Origin of the sequence: Saccharopolyspora soli (assembly GCF_022678645.1) — a bacterium.
In the GTDB taxonomy this organism is placed as follows: Bacteria; Actinomycetota; Actinomycetes; order Mycobacteriales; family Pseudonocardiaceae; genus Saccharopolyspora; species Saccharopolyspora soli.
Window position 1 is genome coordinate 145,191 of record NZ_JALBWV010000013.1, and the last position, 16,632, is coordinate 161,822.

At 69.1% G+C, this 16,632-nt stretch carries 15 protein-coding genes; 9 read left to right on the plus strand and 6 right to left on the minus strand.

The features are described from left to right. Positions 1-178: 178 nt before the first annotated feature. Together MOQ72_RS12690 and MOQ72_RS12695 are read right to left on the minus strand one after the other, a co-directional pair. The gene (locus MOQ72_RS12690) at positions 179-946 is read right to left on the minus strand and encodes an ABC transporter permease (protein ID WP_242183336.1); all 768 of its coding nucleotides are present in this window, start codon (positions 944-946) and stop codon (positions 179-181) included. 121 nt (positions 947-1,067) lie between these two features. Further along, complete coding sequence (locus MOQ72_RS12695) at positions 1,068-2,021, minus strand: S1C family serine protease (protein WP_242183338.1); 954 nt, start codon at positions 2,019-2,021, stop codon at positions 1,068-1,070. A gap of 168 nt (positions 2,022-2,189) precedes the next feature. On the opposite strand from MOQ72_RS12695, the gene MOQ72_RS12700 reads away from it, so the two are divergent. Genes MOQ72_RS12700 through MOQ72_RS12720 form a run of 5 tightly spaced genes read left to right on the plus strand, consistent with a single transcriptional unit; the run spans position 2,190 to position 7,824 of the window. After that, positions 2,190-3,518, plus strand: coding sequence for an MFS transporter (locus MOQ72_RS12700; RefSeq protein WP_242183340.1), 1,329 nt, complete (start codon positions 2,190-2,192; stop codon positions 3,516-3,518). A 12-nt stretch (positions 3,519-3,530) separates the two neighbouring features. Next, on the plus strand, positions 3,531-4,247 hold the full coding sequence (locus MOQ72_RS12705; RefSeq protein ID WP_242183342.1) for an aspartate/glutamate racemase family protein: 717 nt from the start codon (positions 3,531-3,533) through the stop codon (positions 4,245-4,247). Then, positions 4,244-5,398 carry an NAD(P)/FAD-dependent oxidoreductase gene (locus tag MOQ72_RS12710; RefSeq protein ID WP_242183344.1) on the plus strand — a complete coding sequence of 385 codons (1,155 nt, stop codon included), beginning with the start codon at positions 4,244-4,246 and terminating at the stop codon, positions 5,396-5,398. Before MOQ72_RS12705 ends, MOQ72_RS12710 begins: the two co-directional genes overlap by 4 nt. A gap of 19 nt (positions 5,399-5,417) precedes the next feature. Next, positions 5,418-7,124 (plus strand): thiamine pyrophosphate-binding protein, encoded by a 1,707-nt coding sequence (locus tag MOQ72_RS12715; protein ID WP_242183346.1) that lies wholly within the window; start codon positions 5,418-5,420, stop codon positions 7,122-7,124. Positions 7,125-7,170: 46 nt separating this feature from the next. After that, positions 7,171-7,824 carry a GntR family transcriptional regulator gene (locus MOQ72_RS12720; RefSeq protein WP_242183348.1) on the plus strand — a complete coding sequence of 218 codons (654 nt, stop codon included), beginning with the start codon at positions 7,171-7,173 and terminating at the stop codon, positions 7,822-7,824. Between the two features lie 20 nt (positions 7,825-7,844). Here MOQ72_RS12720 and MOQ72_RS12725 read toward each other — a convergent pair whose 3' ends face one another. Beyond that, positions 7,845-8,699, minus strand: coding sequence for a TerC family protein (locus MOQ72_RS12725; protein ID WP_242183350.1), 855 nt, complete (start codon positions 8,697-8,699; stop codon positions 7,845-7,847). A gap of 339 nt (positions 8,700-9,038) precedes the next feature. Here MOQ72_RS12725 and MOQ72_RS12730 point away from each other — a divergent pair, with 339 nt between their 5' ends. Beyond that, entirely contained in the window at positions 9,039-9,728 is a 690-nt protein-coding gene (locus tag MOQ72_RS12730) for a GntR family transcriptional regulator (RefSeq protein ID WP_242183352.1), read from the plus strand. Between the two features lie 325 nt (positions 9,729-10,053). On the opposite strand, the gene MOQ72_RS12735 is transcribed toward MOQ72_RS12730, so the two are convergent. The 3 genes from MOQ72_RS12735 to MOQ72_RS12745 form a co-directional block, all read right to left on the minus strand. Then, positions 10,054-11,187, minus strand: a complete 1,134-nt coding sequence (locus tag MOQ72_RS12735; protein WP_242183353.1) for an acyl-CoA dehydrogenase family protein — start codon at positions 11,185-11,187, stop codon at positions 10,054-10,056. Beyond that, positions 11,184-11,342, minus strand: coding sequence for a hypothetical protein (locus MOQ72_RS12740; protein ID WP_242183355.1), 159 nt, complete (start codon positions 11,340-11,342; stop codon positions 11,184-11,186). Before MOQ72_RS12740 ends, MOQ72_RS12735 begins: the two co-directional genes overlap by 4 nt. 252 nt (positions 11,343-11,594) lie before the next feature. Next, a complete protein-coding gene (locus MOQ72_RS12745) occupies positions 11,595-12,575 on the minus strand; it encodes a 2-dehydropantoate 2-reductase (RefSeq protein WP_242183357.1) in 981 nt (326 codons plus the stop codon). 380 nt (positions 12,576-12,955) lie between these two features. Between MOQ72_RS12745 and MOQ72_RS12750 the strand changes: the two genes are divergently transcribed. The 3 genes from MOQ72_RS12750 to MOQ72_RS12760 are packed head-to-tail and all read left to right on the plus strand — an operon-like array spanning position 12,956 to position 16,501. Further along, entirely contained in the window at positions 12,956-13,111 is a 156-nt protein-coding gene (locus MOQ72_RS12750) for a thiamine pyrophosphate-dependent enzyme (RefSeq protein WP_242183360.1), read from the plus strand. Positions 13,112-13,141: 30 nt separating this feature from the next. Then, complete coding sequence (gene frc / locus MOQ72_RS12755) at positions 13,142-14,368, plus strand: formyl-CoA transferase (protein ID WP_242183362.1); 1,227 nt, start codon at positions 13,142-13,144, stop codon at positions 14,366-14,368. Positions 14,369-14,371: 3 nt separating this feature from the next. Continuing rightward, entirely contained in the window at positions 14,372-16,501 is a 2,130-nt protein-coding gene (locus tag MOQ72_RS12760) for an acetate--CoA ligase family protein (protein WP_242183363.1), read from the plus strand. Positions 16,502-16,632: the final 131 nt, after the last annotated feature.

A 16,632-nucleotide genomic window follows, 5' to 3' on the forward strand; every position in this document is an offset into this window, starting at 1 on the left:
CGCAACTGGTAAGTACGTCAACGCTCAGCGACCACTCGTTCGGCAAGCGGTGGGCGGCTTTCCGCGCTGCTGGACCGGGTGGCGGTTCGGCTCGGTAACGATCCGCCCTTCGGCCGCACCATCCAAAGAGGACCTGGCCAACAGCCGGTAATCGGTCAGCGACGCAGCGCGTCGAATGTCAGGACCGGAAGAACACGGGCGTTCCGGTCCGGGTCAGCAGGCCCCGCGCGATGACCTCCAACACCACCAGGATCGCCACCGATTCCACCGCCAGCAGCGCCACCAGCACGTAAAGCTGCACGATTCCGGCCTGGATCGGGCTGGCGCCGCCGAGCAGCATCCCGACGAACGCCCCCGGCAGCGTCACGGTGCCCACCGTGCGGGTCTGGTCCAACGCGGGCACCAGGGCGCCGCCCGCGAGCGGCCGGGCGATCTCCAGTCGCGCCGCGCGGTCGAGCATGCCCAGGGCCAGCGCGGCTTCCACCTCGCCGCGCCGCTGGTGCAGCTCGTCCAGCAGTCGCCGCCCGGCCAGCGCGGTGGCCACCAGCGCCCCGCCGATCAGCTGCCCGACCAGCGGAATCAGCACCAGTCCGGTCAACGGAACCGCGCGGCTGACGACCAGCAGCAGCGCGGCCGGGGCAACCCCGGCCGCGATCGGCAGCGCCGCCCAAAGCCAGGTGCGATTGCCGGTGATCCGCCGACCAGCGGTGTGCGCGGCGATCACGAACATCAGCACGATGAACAGCGCCGCCAGCGCGGTCCACCGGACGATGTAGGCGATCAGCAGCGCCACCGCGAGCAGTTGCACCGCGCCGCGCAGACCGGCGAACAGCACGTCCCGATACCGCGCGAGGCCGCCGAGACCGGCGACCGCCGCTGCGGCCACCAGCAGCAACGCGATGGCTACGCCCAGTGCCGGGGTGACCGGTATGGATCCAGAAGACACTGCCTGACTCTAGGAGCTCGGCTTCGGCGCGGCCGGGCGGGACTCGACCGCGGCGGCTAGGACGGGCGATTTCGCCACAAAAGCACCGAGTCCCCGCGTCGATACCGATCTTCGGGCGAGGTCAGCGCGGGGTGTCGAGGAGTTCCACCGGCTCGGCGATCACGTCGACCAGCGCTCCGTTGCGGGTGACGGTGATCTGCAGCGGTCGACCGATGGCTTCGGCGAACATCAGCCGTTGCAGGCCCTGCGCATCGCGCACCGGACCACCGCCCGCCGTCAGCACCAGGTCGCCGCGGTGCAGCCCCGCCCGCGCCGCCGGGCTTTGCCGGACCACGTCCACCACCCGCAGGCCGGTGCGCTGCCCGGTGCGTTCGGCCAAGTCGTCCGGCAGCGGAGCCGGGGTGGTCACCAAACCCAGGAAAGCGCGGCGGACCCGGCCGTGCCGGACCAGGGTGTCGATGATGCGGCGGGTGGTGGCGTTGATCGGGATCGCCAGGCCCAGCCCGACCCCGGCGACCGCGGTGTTGACGCCCACCACCACACCTCGCGAGTCAGCGAGCGCCCCGCCGGAATTGCCCGGGTTGAGCGCGGCGTCGGTCTGGATCACGTCCTCGATGATCCGGGCCGCGTTCCCGCTGCGCGCGGGCAGCGACCGGCCCAACCCGCTGACCACCCCGGCGGTGACCGATCCGGCCAGGCCGAGCGGATTGCCCACCGCGACGACCAGTTGGCCGACCACCAGGTGGTCGCTGTCGCCCAGCCGCACCGGAGGTGGCGTCCCGCCTTCCGCCCGGACCACCGCGAGGTCTGACAATGGATCCGTGCCGACGACGGTGAACGGGGCGCTGGTGCCGTCGGCGAAGTGTGCGGTTCCGCTGGTGGCCCGGCCGATGACGTGCGCGTTCGTCAGCATGAAGCCGTCGTCGGTGAACACCACCGCCGACCCGGCCGCCTCGCCCCACTCGCTGGACGCGTGCAGGCTCGCCACGCTGCGGGTGATCGCCGCTGCCACCGCGGCCACCGTCTGCGAGTAGGCGTCCAGCGCGTCGAACGGTTCTCCCGAAATGCTGGCCATCTCGGCCTCCAACCGGAATGTCGTGTTCCTGCGCAACGCCGGGTGGGCCCGGCTAATTCCGCGCCGGTTCGAGGCGTTGACATCGGTTGCGCGGCCGCCAATACTCCTTGCACATCAACTTGCATGCAGCGTTGCATCCACCTCGCACCGAGCGCGGAAGGGCTGCCGATGACTACTCCTGTCGGAGATCCGCGATCAGGGTCCGCATCGACTGCCGTGCTCCCGGCGGCGAACTCCCCGTTGCGCGCCGCGCTGGCCGGGTTCGTCGGCACGACCCTGGAGTGGTACGACTACTTCCTCTACGGCAGCGTCGCCGCGCTGGTCTTCCCGAAGCTGTACTTCGCCGACCTCGGTCCGACGGTGGGCACCCTGGTCTCGCTGGCCACCTTCAGCGTCGCGTTCGTGCTGCGACCGGTCGGCGGCATCATCTTCGGGCACTACGGCGACCGGCTGGGCCGCAAGCGGATGCTGATCATCACGCTGGCGATGATGGGCGGTGCCACGTTCCTGATCGGCCTGCTGCCCACCCGCGACCAGATCGGGGTGCTGGCACCGGCCCTGCTCATCGTGTTGCGCATGGTGCAGGGCATCGCGCTCGGCGGCGAGTGGGGCGGCGCCGCGCTGGTCACGGTGGAGAACGCGCCCGCGCACCAGCGGGGCCGCTACGGCGTGTCGATGCAGCTCGGTGCGCCGGGCGGGCAACTGCTGTCGTCCGGACTGCTGGGGCTTTTCGCACTGCTGCCCGACGAGCAGTTCTTCAGCTGGGGTTGGCGGGTGCCGTTCCTGCTCAGCGCGGTGCTGCTGCTGGTCGGCGTCTACGTGCGGTTCGGGTTGGCCGAGACGCCGAACTTCCAGCGGTTGCAGGACACCGGCGCCAGGTCGCGGGTGCCGCTGGTCGAGTTGTTCCGCACTGCCGCGCGCCCCACCACGCTGCTCACCTTCGTCCAAAGTGGACCGAACATCGCTTACTACCTGTTCACCGTCTACTCCGCGGTCTACATCACCGAAAAACTCGGGCTGCCGCGGAGTTGGGCGTTGATCGGTGTGCTCATCGCGGCATCCGTGGAGATCCTGACGATGCCGTTGTTCGCGATCCTCTCCGACCGGATCGGCCGACGGCCGGTGTACGCGTTCTCGACCGTGTTCCTGGCGGCTTACGCCTTCCCGTTCTTCTGGTTGGCCGACACCCGCCAGCAGTTGTGGATCTGGGTGGCGTTGGCGATCGGGCTGGGGATCGGGCACTCGGCGGCCTGCGCGCTGCACGGCCCGCTGTACGCCGAGCAGTTCCCGACCAGGATCCGCTACACCGGCGCCGGTTTCGCCTACCAGGCGTGCAGCACGATCTCCGCGGCGCCAGCCGCCGTGGTCGCCACCGCGCTGATCAACGCCACCGGGAGCAGCGCCGCAGTCTCGCTCTACGTCATCGGCGGCTGCCTGGTGTCGCTGGTCTGCGTCCTATTGCTGCGGGAAACGTACCGATCCGACATCAGCGGGTGAGAAGGAGGGCAGGTGTCCGGGATCAAGGCCCAGTCCCGCGTCAGCGGGGTCGACGTCGGGGTGATCATGCTGGACAACGCGTTGCCCAGGCCGATTGGCGACCTCGGCAACGCGCGCAGCTACCACTACCCGGTCGCGTTCGAGACCTGCGACGGCGCGGACACCAGGCTGGTGGTGGAGTGCGATGCCGCCGGGCTGCTGGACTCGGTCGTCGCAGCCGCGGTGAAGCTGCGCGACCTCGGGGTTCGGGCGATCACCACGTGCTGCGGTTTCCTGGCGATCTACCAACGCGAACTGGCCGCGCGGTTGGACCGCCCGGTCGCCACATCGAGCCTCCTGCAGGTCCCGCTGGTGTTGCGCGTGCTGGCACCGGAGAAGAAGGTCTGCGTGCTGACGGTGAACGCCTCGACCCTCTCGGGCGCGCACCTGCGGGCGGCCGGGATCACCGACGACGAGCGCAGCCGGATCGTGCTCGCCGGTTTGGAGCGCACCGCGCACTTCTACCCGATGATCGTCGGCGAGGTCCGGGAACTGGATCCGGTGCGGGCGGAGGCCGAAGTTGTCGCTGCCGCGCTCCAGGCGGTGCGCGACGATCCCGACATCGGCGCGTTCGTCTTCGAGTGCACGAACCTGCCCCCGTACTCGGCCGCGGTCCGCGCGGCTACCGGCGTGCCGGTTTGGGACGCCCGAACTCTGGTCGACTGGCTGCAATCGGGAGTCGAAGGATGAGTCCAGTGCTGCACGGCCGCCCGGTGGTCATCATCGGCGGCGGGGTCATCGGCATCTCCATCGCGTTCCACCTCGCCGAGCGCGGCTACCGCGATGTCACCGTGCTCGAACGCGGACTGATCGGTGAGGGCGCCACGGCCCACGCCACCGGTGGGATCCGCCAGCAGTTCACCTCCGAGGTGAACGTGCGGTTGGTGCGGGACTCGGTGCAGTTCTTCGCGCGCTTCGCGGAGCGCACCGGTTCGCCGTTCACCTTCCGCCAGCACGGCTACCTGTTCCTGCTGACCGACCAGCAACAGCTCGCCGCGTTCACCGCGGCCGCCGAGATGCAGCGCAGGCACGGTGTTCCCACCGAACTGCTGGCGCCCGAAGACGTGTCGCGGCTCAACCCGCAGATCCGGGTCGACGACCTGGTGGGTGCGGCGTACTGCGCCACCGACGGATCCGCATCGCCGCACGACGCCGTGCAGGGGTTCGCCAAGGCGGCCAGGGCACACGGGGTTCGGATCCACCAGCACACCGAAGTGGTGGCGATCGAGACCGCCGACGGCGCGGTCAGCGGCGTGCGGACCGCAGCCGGCGAACGGCTGGCGGCCGAGCTGGTGCTGATCGCGACCGGGCCGCAAGCCCGCGAGACTGGCCGGTTGGCCGGGGTGGACCTGCCGGTCGGCCCGCACCGCAGGCAGGCGTTCGCCATCGACGCGCTGCCGTGGCTGCGCCCGGACCAACCGCTGACCGTCGACCTGGGCAGCGGCGCGTACCTGCACCCGGAGACCGGTGGCGCGGTGATCGGCGGCAACGACCGCGACGTCCCGGAAGGCACCGACACCACTGTGGACTGGTCGCTGACCGAGCCGCTGATCGAGGCGCTGGTGCACCGCTTCCCGGCGATGGCCGAAGCCTCGATCGTGCGCGGCTGGGCGGGGCTGCGCGAGATGACCCCGGACGACCACGCCGTGGTCGGCCCGCTCGCGGTGCCCGGTCTCTGGGCGGCGGCGGGCTTTTCCGGGCACGGCTTCATGCAGTCCCCCGCGATCGGCGACCAGCTGGCGCGCTGGCTGCTCGACGGCAACCCGACGATCGACCTCAGCGCCCTGCGCGCAGACCGCTTCAACACCGACCAGCTCGCCGTCGAGGGCGTGCGCTTCTAACAGGACCAGGAGGATCGACATGACCGGGACCTTCGCCGGACGCGGCGCGGACCTGCTGGTGGAATGCCTGGTGCGCGCTGGGATCAGTCGGCTGTTCGGCGTGCCCGGCGACACCGGCGTGGTGTTCTACGACGCGCTGCACCAGCGCAGCAACGACATCCACCACGTGCTGGCCCGCGACGAACGCCATGCCGCGGCGATGGCCGACGGCTACGCCCGCGCCACCAACGTGGTGGGCACGGTCGAGGTCTCCAGCGGTGGCGGCACCACCTACGTCGTCGGCGGGCTCGGCGAAACCTACGCGTCGGCGGTGCCGGTCCTGCTGATCACCTCGGACATCCACCGCCGCAGCCGGGGCACCGGAGCGTTGACCGAGATCGACCAGGAGGCGTTGTTCAGCGCGGTCACCAAGTGGCGTGCCACCGTCGACGACCCGCGCAGGATTCCCGAATTCGTCGCGCGGGCGCTCACCGAGATCACCGCTGGACGCCCCGCGCCCGCCGCGCTGATCCTGCCCGAAGACGTGCTGGACGAGACGGTCACCGTGCCGGTCGAGGTCTTCGACCAGCTCGCCGGGGCTTCGGCGGTGCCCCGCACCCGACCGGCCGCCCCCGAGGGGGACATCGCGCGGGCCGCCGACCTGCTGGCGCGAGCGGAATCACCGGCCATCCTCGCCGGATCCGGCGTGCACCTCTCCGGCGCGTGGGCGAATCTGCGGCGGCTGTCGGACAAGGCCGCGATTCCGGTCGCGACGACGATCCACGGCAAGGGCGTGATCGCCGACGACTCCCCCTTGAGCATCGGAACCGCGGGCAACAACGGCGGACTGGACGAGGTCAACGCCCAACTGGCCGAAGCGGATGTCGTGCTGCTGGTGGGCACGCGGGCCAACGCCACCGACACCAACGGCTTCACCGCGCCGTCCCGCGACGCGACGATCGTGGCGATCGACATCGAACGCGACCTGGCGGGCCGCAACTACCCCGGCTCGCTCGTGCTGGCTGGCGACGCGGACCGGGTTCTCGGCCAACTCGCGGACCGGATTCCCGAGATACCGCAACGGTCGGCTCGCCACCGCCGCGCGGACCGCCCGGCTCCTGCCGCCGGGGAGCTCCCCGACGGCCAACTGCTGCCCGCCGAGGTGATCCACCTGGTGCAGGACGTGCTCGGGGACCGCGCAACGGTCGTCGCCGATCCCGGCACCCCGACCCCGCACGTGGCGGTGTCGTGGCGGACCGCCGAGGCCGGTCGCGACGTGATCGTGCCGCGCGGGCACGGCCCGATGGGTTATGCGATCCCGGCCGCGATCGGTGTCGCCTTCGCCCGCCCGGACCGGCCGGTGCTGGCGTTGACCGCCGACGGCAGCTTTGCGATGGCTTGCGGCGAGTTGGAGACCGTGGCGCGCTACCGGCTGCCGATCGTGTTCGTCCAGTTCACCAACCACAGCCTGGGCTGGATCAAGATGCTGCAGCACCTCTACACCGGCCGCCGCTACTTCGGCGTGGATCCCGGCACCGCCGATGCGGCCGCGATCGCCGAGGCTTCCGGGATCCGCGGGGTCCGGGCCCGCAGCCTGGCCGACGTGGCGGAAGCGGTGCGCAAGGCGGTCGACAGCCGCGAACCGGTCTACCTCGACGTGGAGGTGCCGCACATGATCGACCACACCCCACCGGTACCCGCCTGGACCCGTGCGCTGGCCGGTGACGCCGAGCGTCCCGTCTACTGACCCTCGGTAGGCTCGGCTACCCGAGCACCCATCGAATGCGAGCACCGTGGCCAGCCAGCACGAAGCCAACGACCGGACGGCGACCCGGACCGAGGAGGTCTACCAACGCCTGCGCCAGGAGATCGTCCGCGGCGACCTGCGTCCCCGCGAGGCGCTGTCGGAGGTCGAGATCGCCGAGCGGCTGCGGGTCAGCCGGACGCCGGTGCGCGAGAGCCTGCAGCGGCTCGCGTCGGAAGGGCTGATCCGGTCGCATCGCCGCCGCTGGGTGGTCTACGAGCACACCACCGCGGAAATCCAGGAGATCTACGAGGTGCGGACGGCCCTGGAAGGCTATTCGGCGCGACTGGCCGCCAAGCGTGCGACCGACGCCGAACTGGTGGCGTTGCGCGAGCTGCGGGACCAGGTGCGCGACGCGAGTCCCGAGCTCGACCAACGCGTCGCGTTCAACGAGCAGCTGCACGACGGGATTCTGGCGCTGGCGCACAACGAAACGCTGCTCAAGCAGGCGCGCACCAGTCGGCGGTACTTCTTCAACCGGACCGTCGCGCAGCTCTACACCCCGGCCGAGCTGGCCGTCTCAGCCGAGCAGCACCGCGAACTGCTGGGCGCGGTGATCGCCCGTGATGCCGACGAGGCCGAGCGACTGGCCCGGCAGCACGTCGATTTCGCCCTCGACGTCATCCTGCACCGGCTCCGCTGATCGCCGACCTTCGAGCTGGATCAGCGCGACGGGGTCCGGGCCGCGGTTATCGCGCTCAGCGCGGCGACGACCGCGATCATCCCCAACGACAGCAAGGTGACCTGGGTGTCCTGCGCGGTGGCGGTCACCCCGGTCAGCACCGACTTCACCCCGATGAACACCAGCACCACGGCCAGTCCCACCGACGCGTCCGGCACCCGCTCGACCAGGCTCCGGGTCAACCGGAACAGCCGGTGGAAGCCCAGCAGCGCGAACAGGTTGGCGCAGAGCACCAAGTACGCCACACCGGTCACCGCCACCGTCGCCGACACCGAGAACAGCGCGAGCACCACCGCCGCGAGCACGGCTGCCCCTCGCGCGGCACCGGGTTTTCCCAGTACCGTCGGCAGGGTCGTCGCATCGTCGTGGCGGAAGACCCGCCACGCCGACCACAGCACACCAGCACCGAAGAGCACCGAAATCCACCCGATGACGGATGCGGCCGGAACGCCGAACGCGACCAGCGCGACACGCGCCAGCACCGCGACACCCACCCCGAGGGTCACGATCCGGTGCTGGCCGGGCACCCGGCTGGCGATCAGCAGGAACACGAAGAGCGCATCGACGGTGACCGCCAGCGAGCTCGCCCAACCGGCGAAGAACGCCCCGGCGGCCGACGCACCGCCCAGGCCGAGCACCGCCACGCCGAACAGCACTGCGAGCAGCAGATAACCACCGACCGCGAGAGCGTCACCCCGCAGCGAGGATTCGGGTGGTGTTCGCCAGCCCGCAGCCAAGTCACGCGCGACGAGCGCGAGCAGGATTCCCACCGTCACGACCCACAAGAACGCGGGTACGCCCATAAGCGCCTCCGGCACGGGCTGGGGAGCTGTCATCGGTCCCCCGCAGGCCGATTTCGGCCTGGCATGGTGGTTCTAGTCCGCTGGTGTTCACCTTGTCCAGCAATACCAGCACTATCCATCCGTTCGGCCCAGCGGACTGTCCTATCTGGACCAATCGGACGCACGCATCGGTCCGCCACGAACAGGACCCAACGCGCACGACTGAGAGGCGTCCATCACGTGAACGTTGTTTCCGCGCTGAACCGCCGTCGCATACTGTATGCTAAAGCCTCCGGGCAAAATACCCACCGCCCGTGCCGACCGGCAACGCAAGAGTACGAGCCCGACCAGATTCGCCCCGGCGGAGCTGGCCAAGCACCCGGAGTTGACCGTATGTCGCTGACCTCGAAAATGCCGGACGGCATCGCCGCGCGCCAGGTCGCGCGCCCGGTCCCGCTCCGGGAGACCGTCTACGAGGCCATCCTCGACCTGATCATCTCCGGTGAGCTCAAGCCCGGTCACCACCTGGTGGAGAAGGAACTCGCCGAGCTGCTCGGCGTGTCCCGGCAACCGGTGCGCGAGGCCCTGCAGTGGCTGAAGAAGGACGAGTGGGTCGACCTCCGGCCGGGCTACGGCGCGTTCGTGCACAGCCCCACCCCGGAGGAAGCCGACCAGCTGCTGAGCGTGCGAACCCTGCTGGAGGCCGAATCGGCCCGGCTGGCGGCGCTGAACTCGACCAAGGAGGGCGTCGCCGAGCTCAGGCAGATCTACAAGACCGGCGTACAGGCCCTGAAGTCCGACGACATCGAAGAAGTGGTGGCGGCCAACGCCGAACTCCACGCCCAGATCACCGAGATGTCCGGCAACAAGATCCTCAAGGAGATAGCCGCCCAGGTGGACCGCCGGGTCCGCTGGTACCACACCCCGGTGGCCAAGTCCCGCGGCAAGGCGGCCTGGGACGAGCACGCGGCGCTGATCGACGCGATCAGCAAGAAGGAAGCCGACCGAGCGGCCCAGCTGATGCGGGAGCACACCGAGCACACCCGGACCTCCTACCTAGAACAAAACGCCGAGTCTTTTTGATTTTTTGCTTTTGCGGCTTGTTTTGCGTGGCGGTGCGAGTAGCGGAACCTCAGAGGCTTTCTCGACTCCGGGATCCCCGACTTACGTATGTCCGATACGCGGCGTCGGGGCTGTCCTCGCGAGAAAACCTCTGAGAACCCGCGGCGGTGCGAGTTGCATAGGTGGGCTAAGCGGCTGCGCCGCTTGCGGCAGCTCAGCAGTGGTTCAGTTGCTTCTCGCGGCGGCAGTTCACCGCCGGAAGCGGCTGCGCCGCTTGCCTGACGGGACCTGCTTTGAGCTTTTGGCCCGGCACCGTGGGCCAAGTCCTGACAGGACCCGCTGGGTGTCAGGTCAGGAAGGGGAGGTTGCAGAGGGTTCGGCCGAGGTAGTCCAGGGCCGTGTCCGCGGGTAGTTGGCCGTAGGTTGCCGTGTGGGCGTCTCGGAAGCGGCGTTCGATGCCGAACTCCTTGCGGAAGGCGAACTGGCCGCATACCTTCATGCCCAGCTCCGCCACCTGCACCGCGCTTTCCCCGGCCGTCGCCCGCACCTGCAACAGGCGGCGTTGCGCTGCGGCCGGTTCCTGCCAGGCCGCCTGGACCGCGTCGGTGAGCATCAGGCGGACCGTGTCGAGCTTCGTCTGCATCCTCGCCAGGTCCGCGCGGACGTCGGTCTGGCGAGCCGGTGGGTCCTGCCAGCGCGCCCAGGACGGTTGCGGGCCGTTGACGCACTCCACCGAGCGCTGCACCACCGACTCCATCAGCCCCAGCGCCAGCGCCGCGTTCAGGGCGAGCAACCAGGGCAGGACCGTCGTCAGCGCGAGGTCCACGCCGCCGCCGTCCTCGCCCAGCATCGCCGACACCGGGATCTGGACCGGATCCGCGGTGATCGTGGCCGTCGCGCTCCCCCGCAACCCCACTCCGTCGACCGCCGCCGGGATGCACATGCCCGGCGCGGCCGCCGGAACCAACCACAGGGTGCAGGCTCCCGAAGCACCCAGGGCGCGGCTGGACCAGACGTAGCTGTCGGCCTCACCTGCCGCGCTCACCCAGTTCTTGCGGGCGTGCAGGTCGACGACTCCGCCGTGTTCGTAGGGCTCGCCGACCGGGACGAACGGCCGCTCCCCCACTTCCGACAGCGCGAGCGTGCTCAAGTGCCGACCGGCCGCGATCTCCTGCAACAGCTCCGGCGGTGCGTGTCGGGAAAGCACCGCCACCGCGGCGAAATGCGCTTGCAGCACCGCTGCCGTCGAACCGCAGATCCGGGCCACCTGCGCGATGACGTGCACTGCTTCGCCGAGGCCGTGGCCGCCACCGCCGTAACGCGTCGGCAGCGTCAGACCGAGGATTCCGGCCTGGCCGAGGGCCGTGATCGTCGGGCGTGGGAACCGGCCCAGGTCGTCCACGTCGCGGGCGGCCGGTTCGAGGACTGCGTGCAAGATGCGGTCGAGGCTGTTGCGGTAGTTGGCCGCCCGCCCCGTCACGGTTCGACCTTCCGCTCCCGGTGCGGCAGGTGCCAGCCGAACCGGCCCGCGGTGCGCGGATTCCGGTGGCCCACCGTGCCGTGGTGCATTGTGAAGTTGCGGCCGACGCCGCTGAACGCCGGTCGGCGCGGACGTCCGAGAGCGGCTGCGGTCATGCGGGTTTCCCCCTCTCGAACGCGACGAGCTGTGCTGTCAGATTGTTCGGTCGGCCTGGCTGACCGGACGTGGCCTCCCACTTCCGGCCGGTGGGGAACGCTGCGCCGCCCCGTCCGGTCAGCCGGGCCTCGGTGACCTGCCGGATCACCTCCACCGCGCCCATGTTCGGGGCGAGGCGAAGTACGCCACCGCTGTTGCGGGGTCCGCCCAGGTGACTCGGCTGGGCGGACCCCCGGTACGCGGGCAACCGATCATGCCGCTGGTGCGGTGGGGCGATTCTCCAGCAGATCGCCCAGCGCGTTGATCACCCGCAAGGTCGGCACCTCGGCACCGACCAGATCGGCCAATTCCACCACCGCGGCCAACATCGCGGCCAGTTCCAGCGGTTTGCCCTTCTCCAGGTCTTGCAACGTCGACGTCTTGTGCTCGCCGGTGCGTTCCGCACCGGTGATCCGACGTTCGATCGCGATTTCGGGATGACATCCCAGTGCGGCGGCCACCTCAAGGGTTTCGGCCATCATGGTGCTGACCAGCCCCCGCACGCCCTGGTGTCGGCACATCGCCGCCAGCGTCGCCCGGGTCAGCGCGCTGATCGGGTTGAAGGCGATGTTGCCCATCAACTTGATCCAGATGTCGCGGCGCAAATCCTCCTCGACCGGACATTTCAGGCCACCGGCGATCATGGCGTCACTGAACTCGCGGCAGCGTGCCGAGATGCTGCCGTCGGGCTCGCCGATGGAGAACCGAGTACCTTCCAGGTGCCGCACCACACCGGGCGATTCGAGCTCGGTGGCCGCGTAGACCACGCAGCCGATCGCCCGCCGCGGTGGCAACACCCGGCTGACCGCACCGTCGGGGTCCACCGTCTGGATGCGGTGGTCCTGGTACGGCCCGGACAATCCGTGGAAGTACCACCACGGGATGCCGTTCTGCGCGGCGATGACCGTGGTGCGTTCGTGCATCAGTGGCTCGACCAGCGGTCCAGCCGTTGCGTAGGAATATGCCTTCAAACCGAGGAAGATATGGTCCACCGGACCAACCTCGGCGGGGTCGTCGGTGACCGCGGGCCGCGCTGTGAAATCTCCACGCGGACTGCGGACCACCACCCCGTCGCGGCGCAACGCCTCAAGGTGTGCCCCGCGTGCTATCAGACTCACCTCCGCACCTGCGCGGTGCAGACATGCACCCACGTAAGCGCCGATGGCACCGGCGCCGAGAACAGCGACTTTCACGATGATCTCCGCTCTGGTCAGGCGGCCAGGCGTTGGTGTCGGTGCATGCAGTATACAGTATGGAGAGTTCTAGGCAATATTTCGCCAACCCCGAACTCGCCGCCGATCAACACCACGAACGATCAACCAGCGAAATCAGTGCTGGAACATCCACGATGGACGACGGTCGGCCGAGTAAGGGTTCGGTATCGAACTATGGACACCTTGTGGGGTTCTACGGTATGCCTTGAGGACCTCATACGGTATGCAGTATGGAGCCGACCGTAGGCACGGCCAAGGGGAGAGAGCGCGCATGGCCCAGACTCCAACCGCCCAAGTAGGCGAACCCCCGCTGATATCCGGCGGTCACCTTGTCGCCAAGGCGCTCAGGGCAGAGGGCGTTGAAACCATCTCTCGCCCAGCTGCTGGGCGGCTACGGCGAGGAGGTCCGCGCCCCGGCCGACATCGGTCCGGCTCTGCTCCGTGCTCGCGAATCGGGCAAACCGTCGCTGATCAACGTTTGGGTGGATCCGGAGGTCTACACCCCGGAACCATGAACCAGACCATGTACAAGTGAGGGGCTTGACATGACTGCACTTGCAGGTGTTCGGGTGCTGGACATGACGCATGTCCAATCTGGACCATCCGCCACCCAGATCCTGGCCTGGCTCGGCGCCGACGTGGTCAAGTTGGAGGCACCGACCGGCGACATCACCCGTCGCCAGCTGCGCGACATCGACGATGTCGACAGCCTTTACTTCACGATGCTCAACTGCAACAAGCGCAGCATCACGCTGAACATGAAGTCCGACCGCGGCAAGGAGATCTTCACCCAGCTCGTCGCCGACTCCGACGTGCTGGTGGAGAACTTCGGGCCGGGCACGGTGGACCGGATGGGCTTCACCTGGGAGAAGCTGCGCGAGATCAACCCGAAGCTGATCTACGCCTCCATCAAGGGCTTCGGTGATGGCCCGTACACGCACTACAAGGCGTACGAAGTGGTCGCCCAGGCGATGGGCGGGTCGATGAGCACCACCGGTTTCGAGGACGGTCCGCCGCTGGCCACCGGCGCGCAGATCGGCGACTCCGGCACCGGCATCCACACCGTGGCCGGGATCCTCGCCGCGCTGTTGCAACGGGAGAAGACCGGGCAGGGACAACGGGTTTCGGTCGCGATGCAGCACGCCGTGCTCAACCTGTGCCGGGTGAAGCTGCGCGACCAGCAGCGGCTGGCGCACGGCCCGCTGCGGGAGTACCCGAACGCCAGTTTCGGTGACGAGGTGCCGCGCTCCGGCAACGCCTCCGGCGGTGGCCAGCCCGGTTGGGCGGTGCGCTGCAAGCCCGGCGGGGCCAACGACTACATCTACGTCATCGTGCAGCCGCAGGGCTGGGCGCCGATCGCGCGGCTGATCGGCCGCCCCGAACTGGTCGACGACCCGGACTGGGCCACCCCCGAGGCCCGACTGTCCAAACTGGACAAGATGTTCAGCATGATCGAGGAGTGGACGCTGGGCCTCGACAAGTGGGCCGTGCTGGCCGCGCTGAACGAGCACAACATCCCGTGCGGTCCGATCCTGTCGACGCAGGAGATCATCGAGGACGCCTCGCTGGCCGACAACGAAATGATCGTCACCGTCGACCACCCCGAACGCGGCGCGTTCAAGACCGTCGGCTGCCCGATCAAGTTGTCCGACTCCCCGGTCCAGGTGGAGCGTTCCCCACTGCTCGGCGAGCACACCGCCGAGATCTTCCAGGACCGGCTGGGCATCGACGAAACCGAGCTGGCCGAGCTCAAGGTGAACGGAGTGATCTGAGAAATGTCATACGACGGTGCCCGCGTACGAGAGGTACTCGACGCGGTCCGGGCCGAGGGCAGGGCGGCGCTGACCGCCCCCGAGGCGAAACTGCTCTGCGATGCCTACGGCATTCCCACCGCGGGCGAGGGGCTGGCGACCAGCGCCGATGAGGCTGTCGCGCTGGCGCAGCAGTTCGGTGGTCCGGTGGCCCTGAAGATCGTTTCACCGGACATTCTGCACAAAACCGAAGCGGGTGGCGTGCTCGTCAACGTCAGCGGAGAAGACGCGGTCCGCCAGGGCTACGAGCAGATCCTGACCAACGCCCACGCCTACACCGAGAACCCGGCCATCTCCGGGATCCAGGTGCAGCAGATGGTCAGCGGCCAGGAAGTGATCATCGGCGCCACCACCGACCCGACCTTCGGCAAGGTGGTCGTCTTCGGGCTCGGCGGCGTGCTGGTGGAGGTCCTCAAGGACGTCACCTTCCGGCTCGCTCCCCTCACCTCCGAGCAGGCGCGCTCGATGCTCGACGACATCGCCGCGGCCGAGGTGCTGCGCGGTGCGCGCGGCAGCGAGCCGGTCGACGCCGACGCGCTGGCGGACGTGCTTCGTCGGGTTTCCGACCTGGTGAACGATTTCCCGGAGATCAGCGAGCTGGACCTCAACCCGGTGTTCGCCACCGCGGCCGGGGCGACCGCTGCCGACGTGCGGATCGTGCTGGAGACCGAAGCGGTCGCCAAGCCGCCGCAGCGCTCGCAGGAGGAAATCCTGCAGGGCATGCAGCAGCTGATGAACCCGAGTAGCGTCGCCGTGATCGGGGCGTCCAACGAGGACGGCAAGATCGGCAACTCGGTCATGAAGAACCTGATCAACGGCGGCTACGCGGGCGAGATCTACCCGATCAACCCGAAGGCCGACGAGATCCTCGGCCGCAAGGCGTACCGCAGCATCACCGACGTCCCCGGTGACGTCGACGTCGCGGTGTTCACCGTCCCGGCCAAGTTCGTGGCCGGTGCGCTGGAGGAATGCGGTCAGAAGCAGGTCGCGGCCGCCGTGCTGATCCCCTCCGGTTTCGCCGAGACCGGCAACCAGGAGTTGCAGGACGAGGTCGTGGAGATCGGGCGCAAGCACGGGATCCGGCTGCTCGGGCCGAACATCTACGGCTACTACTACACGCCGCAGAACCTCTGCGCGACCTTCTGCACGCCCTACGACGTGCGCGGCGGGGTGGCGCTGACCTCGCAGAGCGGCGGCATCGGGATGGCCATCCTCGGCTTCGCCCGGACCACCAAGATGGGCGTGTCGGCGATCGTCGGGCTCGGCAACAAGTCCGATGTGGACGAAGACGACCTGCTGACGTACTTCGAGCAGGACGACAACACGCAGGTCGTGGCGATGCACCTGGAGGACCTCAAGGACGGCCGGGCGTTCGTCGACGCTGCCCAGCGGATCACCAAGAAGAAGCCGGTCGTGGTGCTCAAGGCCGGTCGCACCGACATGGGCGCGCGGGCGGCGAGCTCGCACACCGGGGCGCTGGCCGGTAACGACAAGGTCTACGACGACATCCTGCGGCAGTCCGGCGTGGTCCGGGCGCCGGGGCTCAACGAGATGCTGGAGTACGCGCGCGGCATCCCGGTGCTGCCCACGCCCAAGGGCGAGAACGTCGTCATCATCACCGGTGCGGGCGGCTCCGGGGTGCTGCTGTCGGACGCCTGCGTGGCCAATGGGCTGACGCTGATGGACATCCCGCCGGACCTCGACGAGGAGTTCCGGCGCTACATCCCGCCGTTCGGTGCCGCGGGCAACCCGATCGACATCACCGGTGGTGAGCCGCCGAGCACCTACGAGGCCACCATCCGGCTCGGGCTGCGGGACCCGCGGATCCACTCGCTGATCATCGGCTACTGGCACACCATCGTCACGCCGCCGATGGTGTTCGCCGAACTCGCCTCTCGGGTGGCCGAAGAAGCCCGCGCCGAAGGCATCGACAAGCCCATCGTGGTGTCGCTGGCAGGCGACACCGAAGTTGAGAAGGCCGCCGACTACCTGTTCGACCACGGCATCGTCGCCTTCCCCTACACGACCGAGAAGCCCGTCGCCGTTCTGGGCGCGAAGTACCAGTGGGCCCGCGCGGCCGGTCTCCTCGGTTGAGAACTCGTCCCGGGCCGGGGGGGGGGGCCCCCCCCCCCCCCGCGCGGCGGGGGGGTTTAAAAAAAGACCCGCCCCCCCGCCCCCGGGTTTTTTTGGTTTGGGGGGGTGGGGGGTGTAAAAAAAAGGGGGGG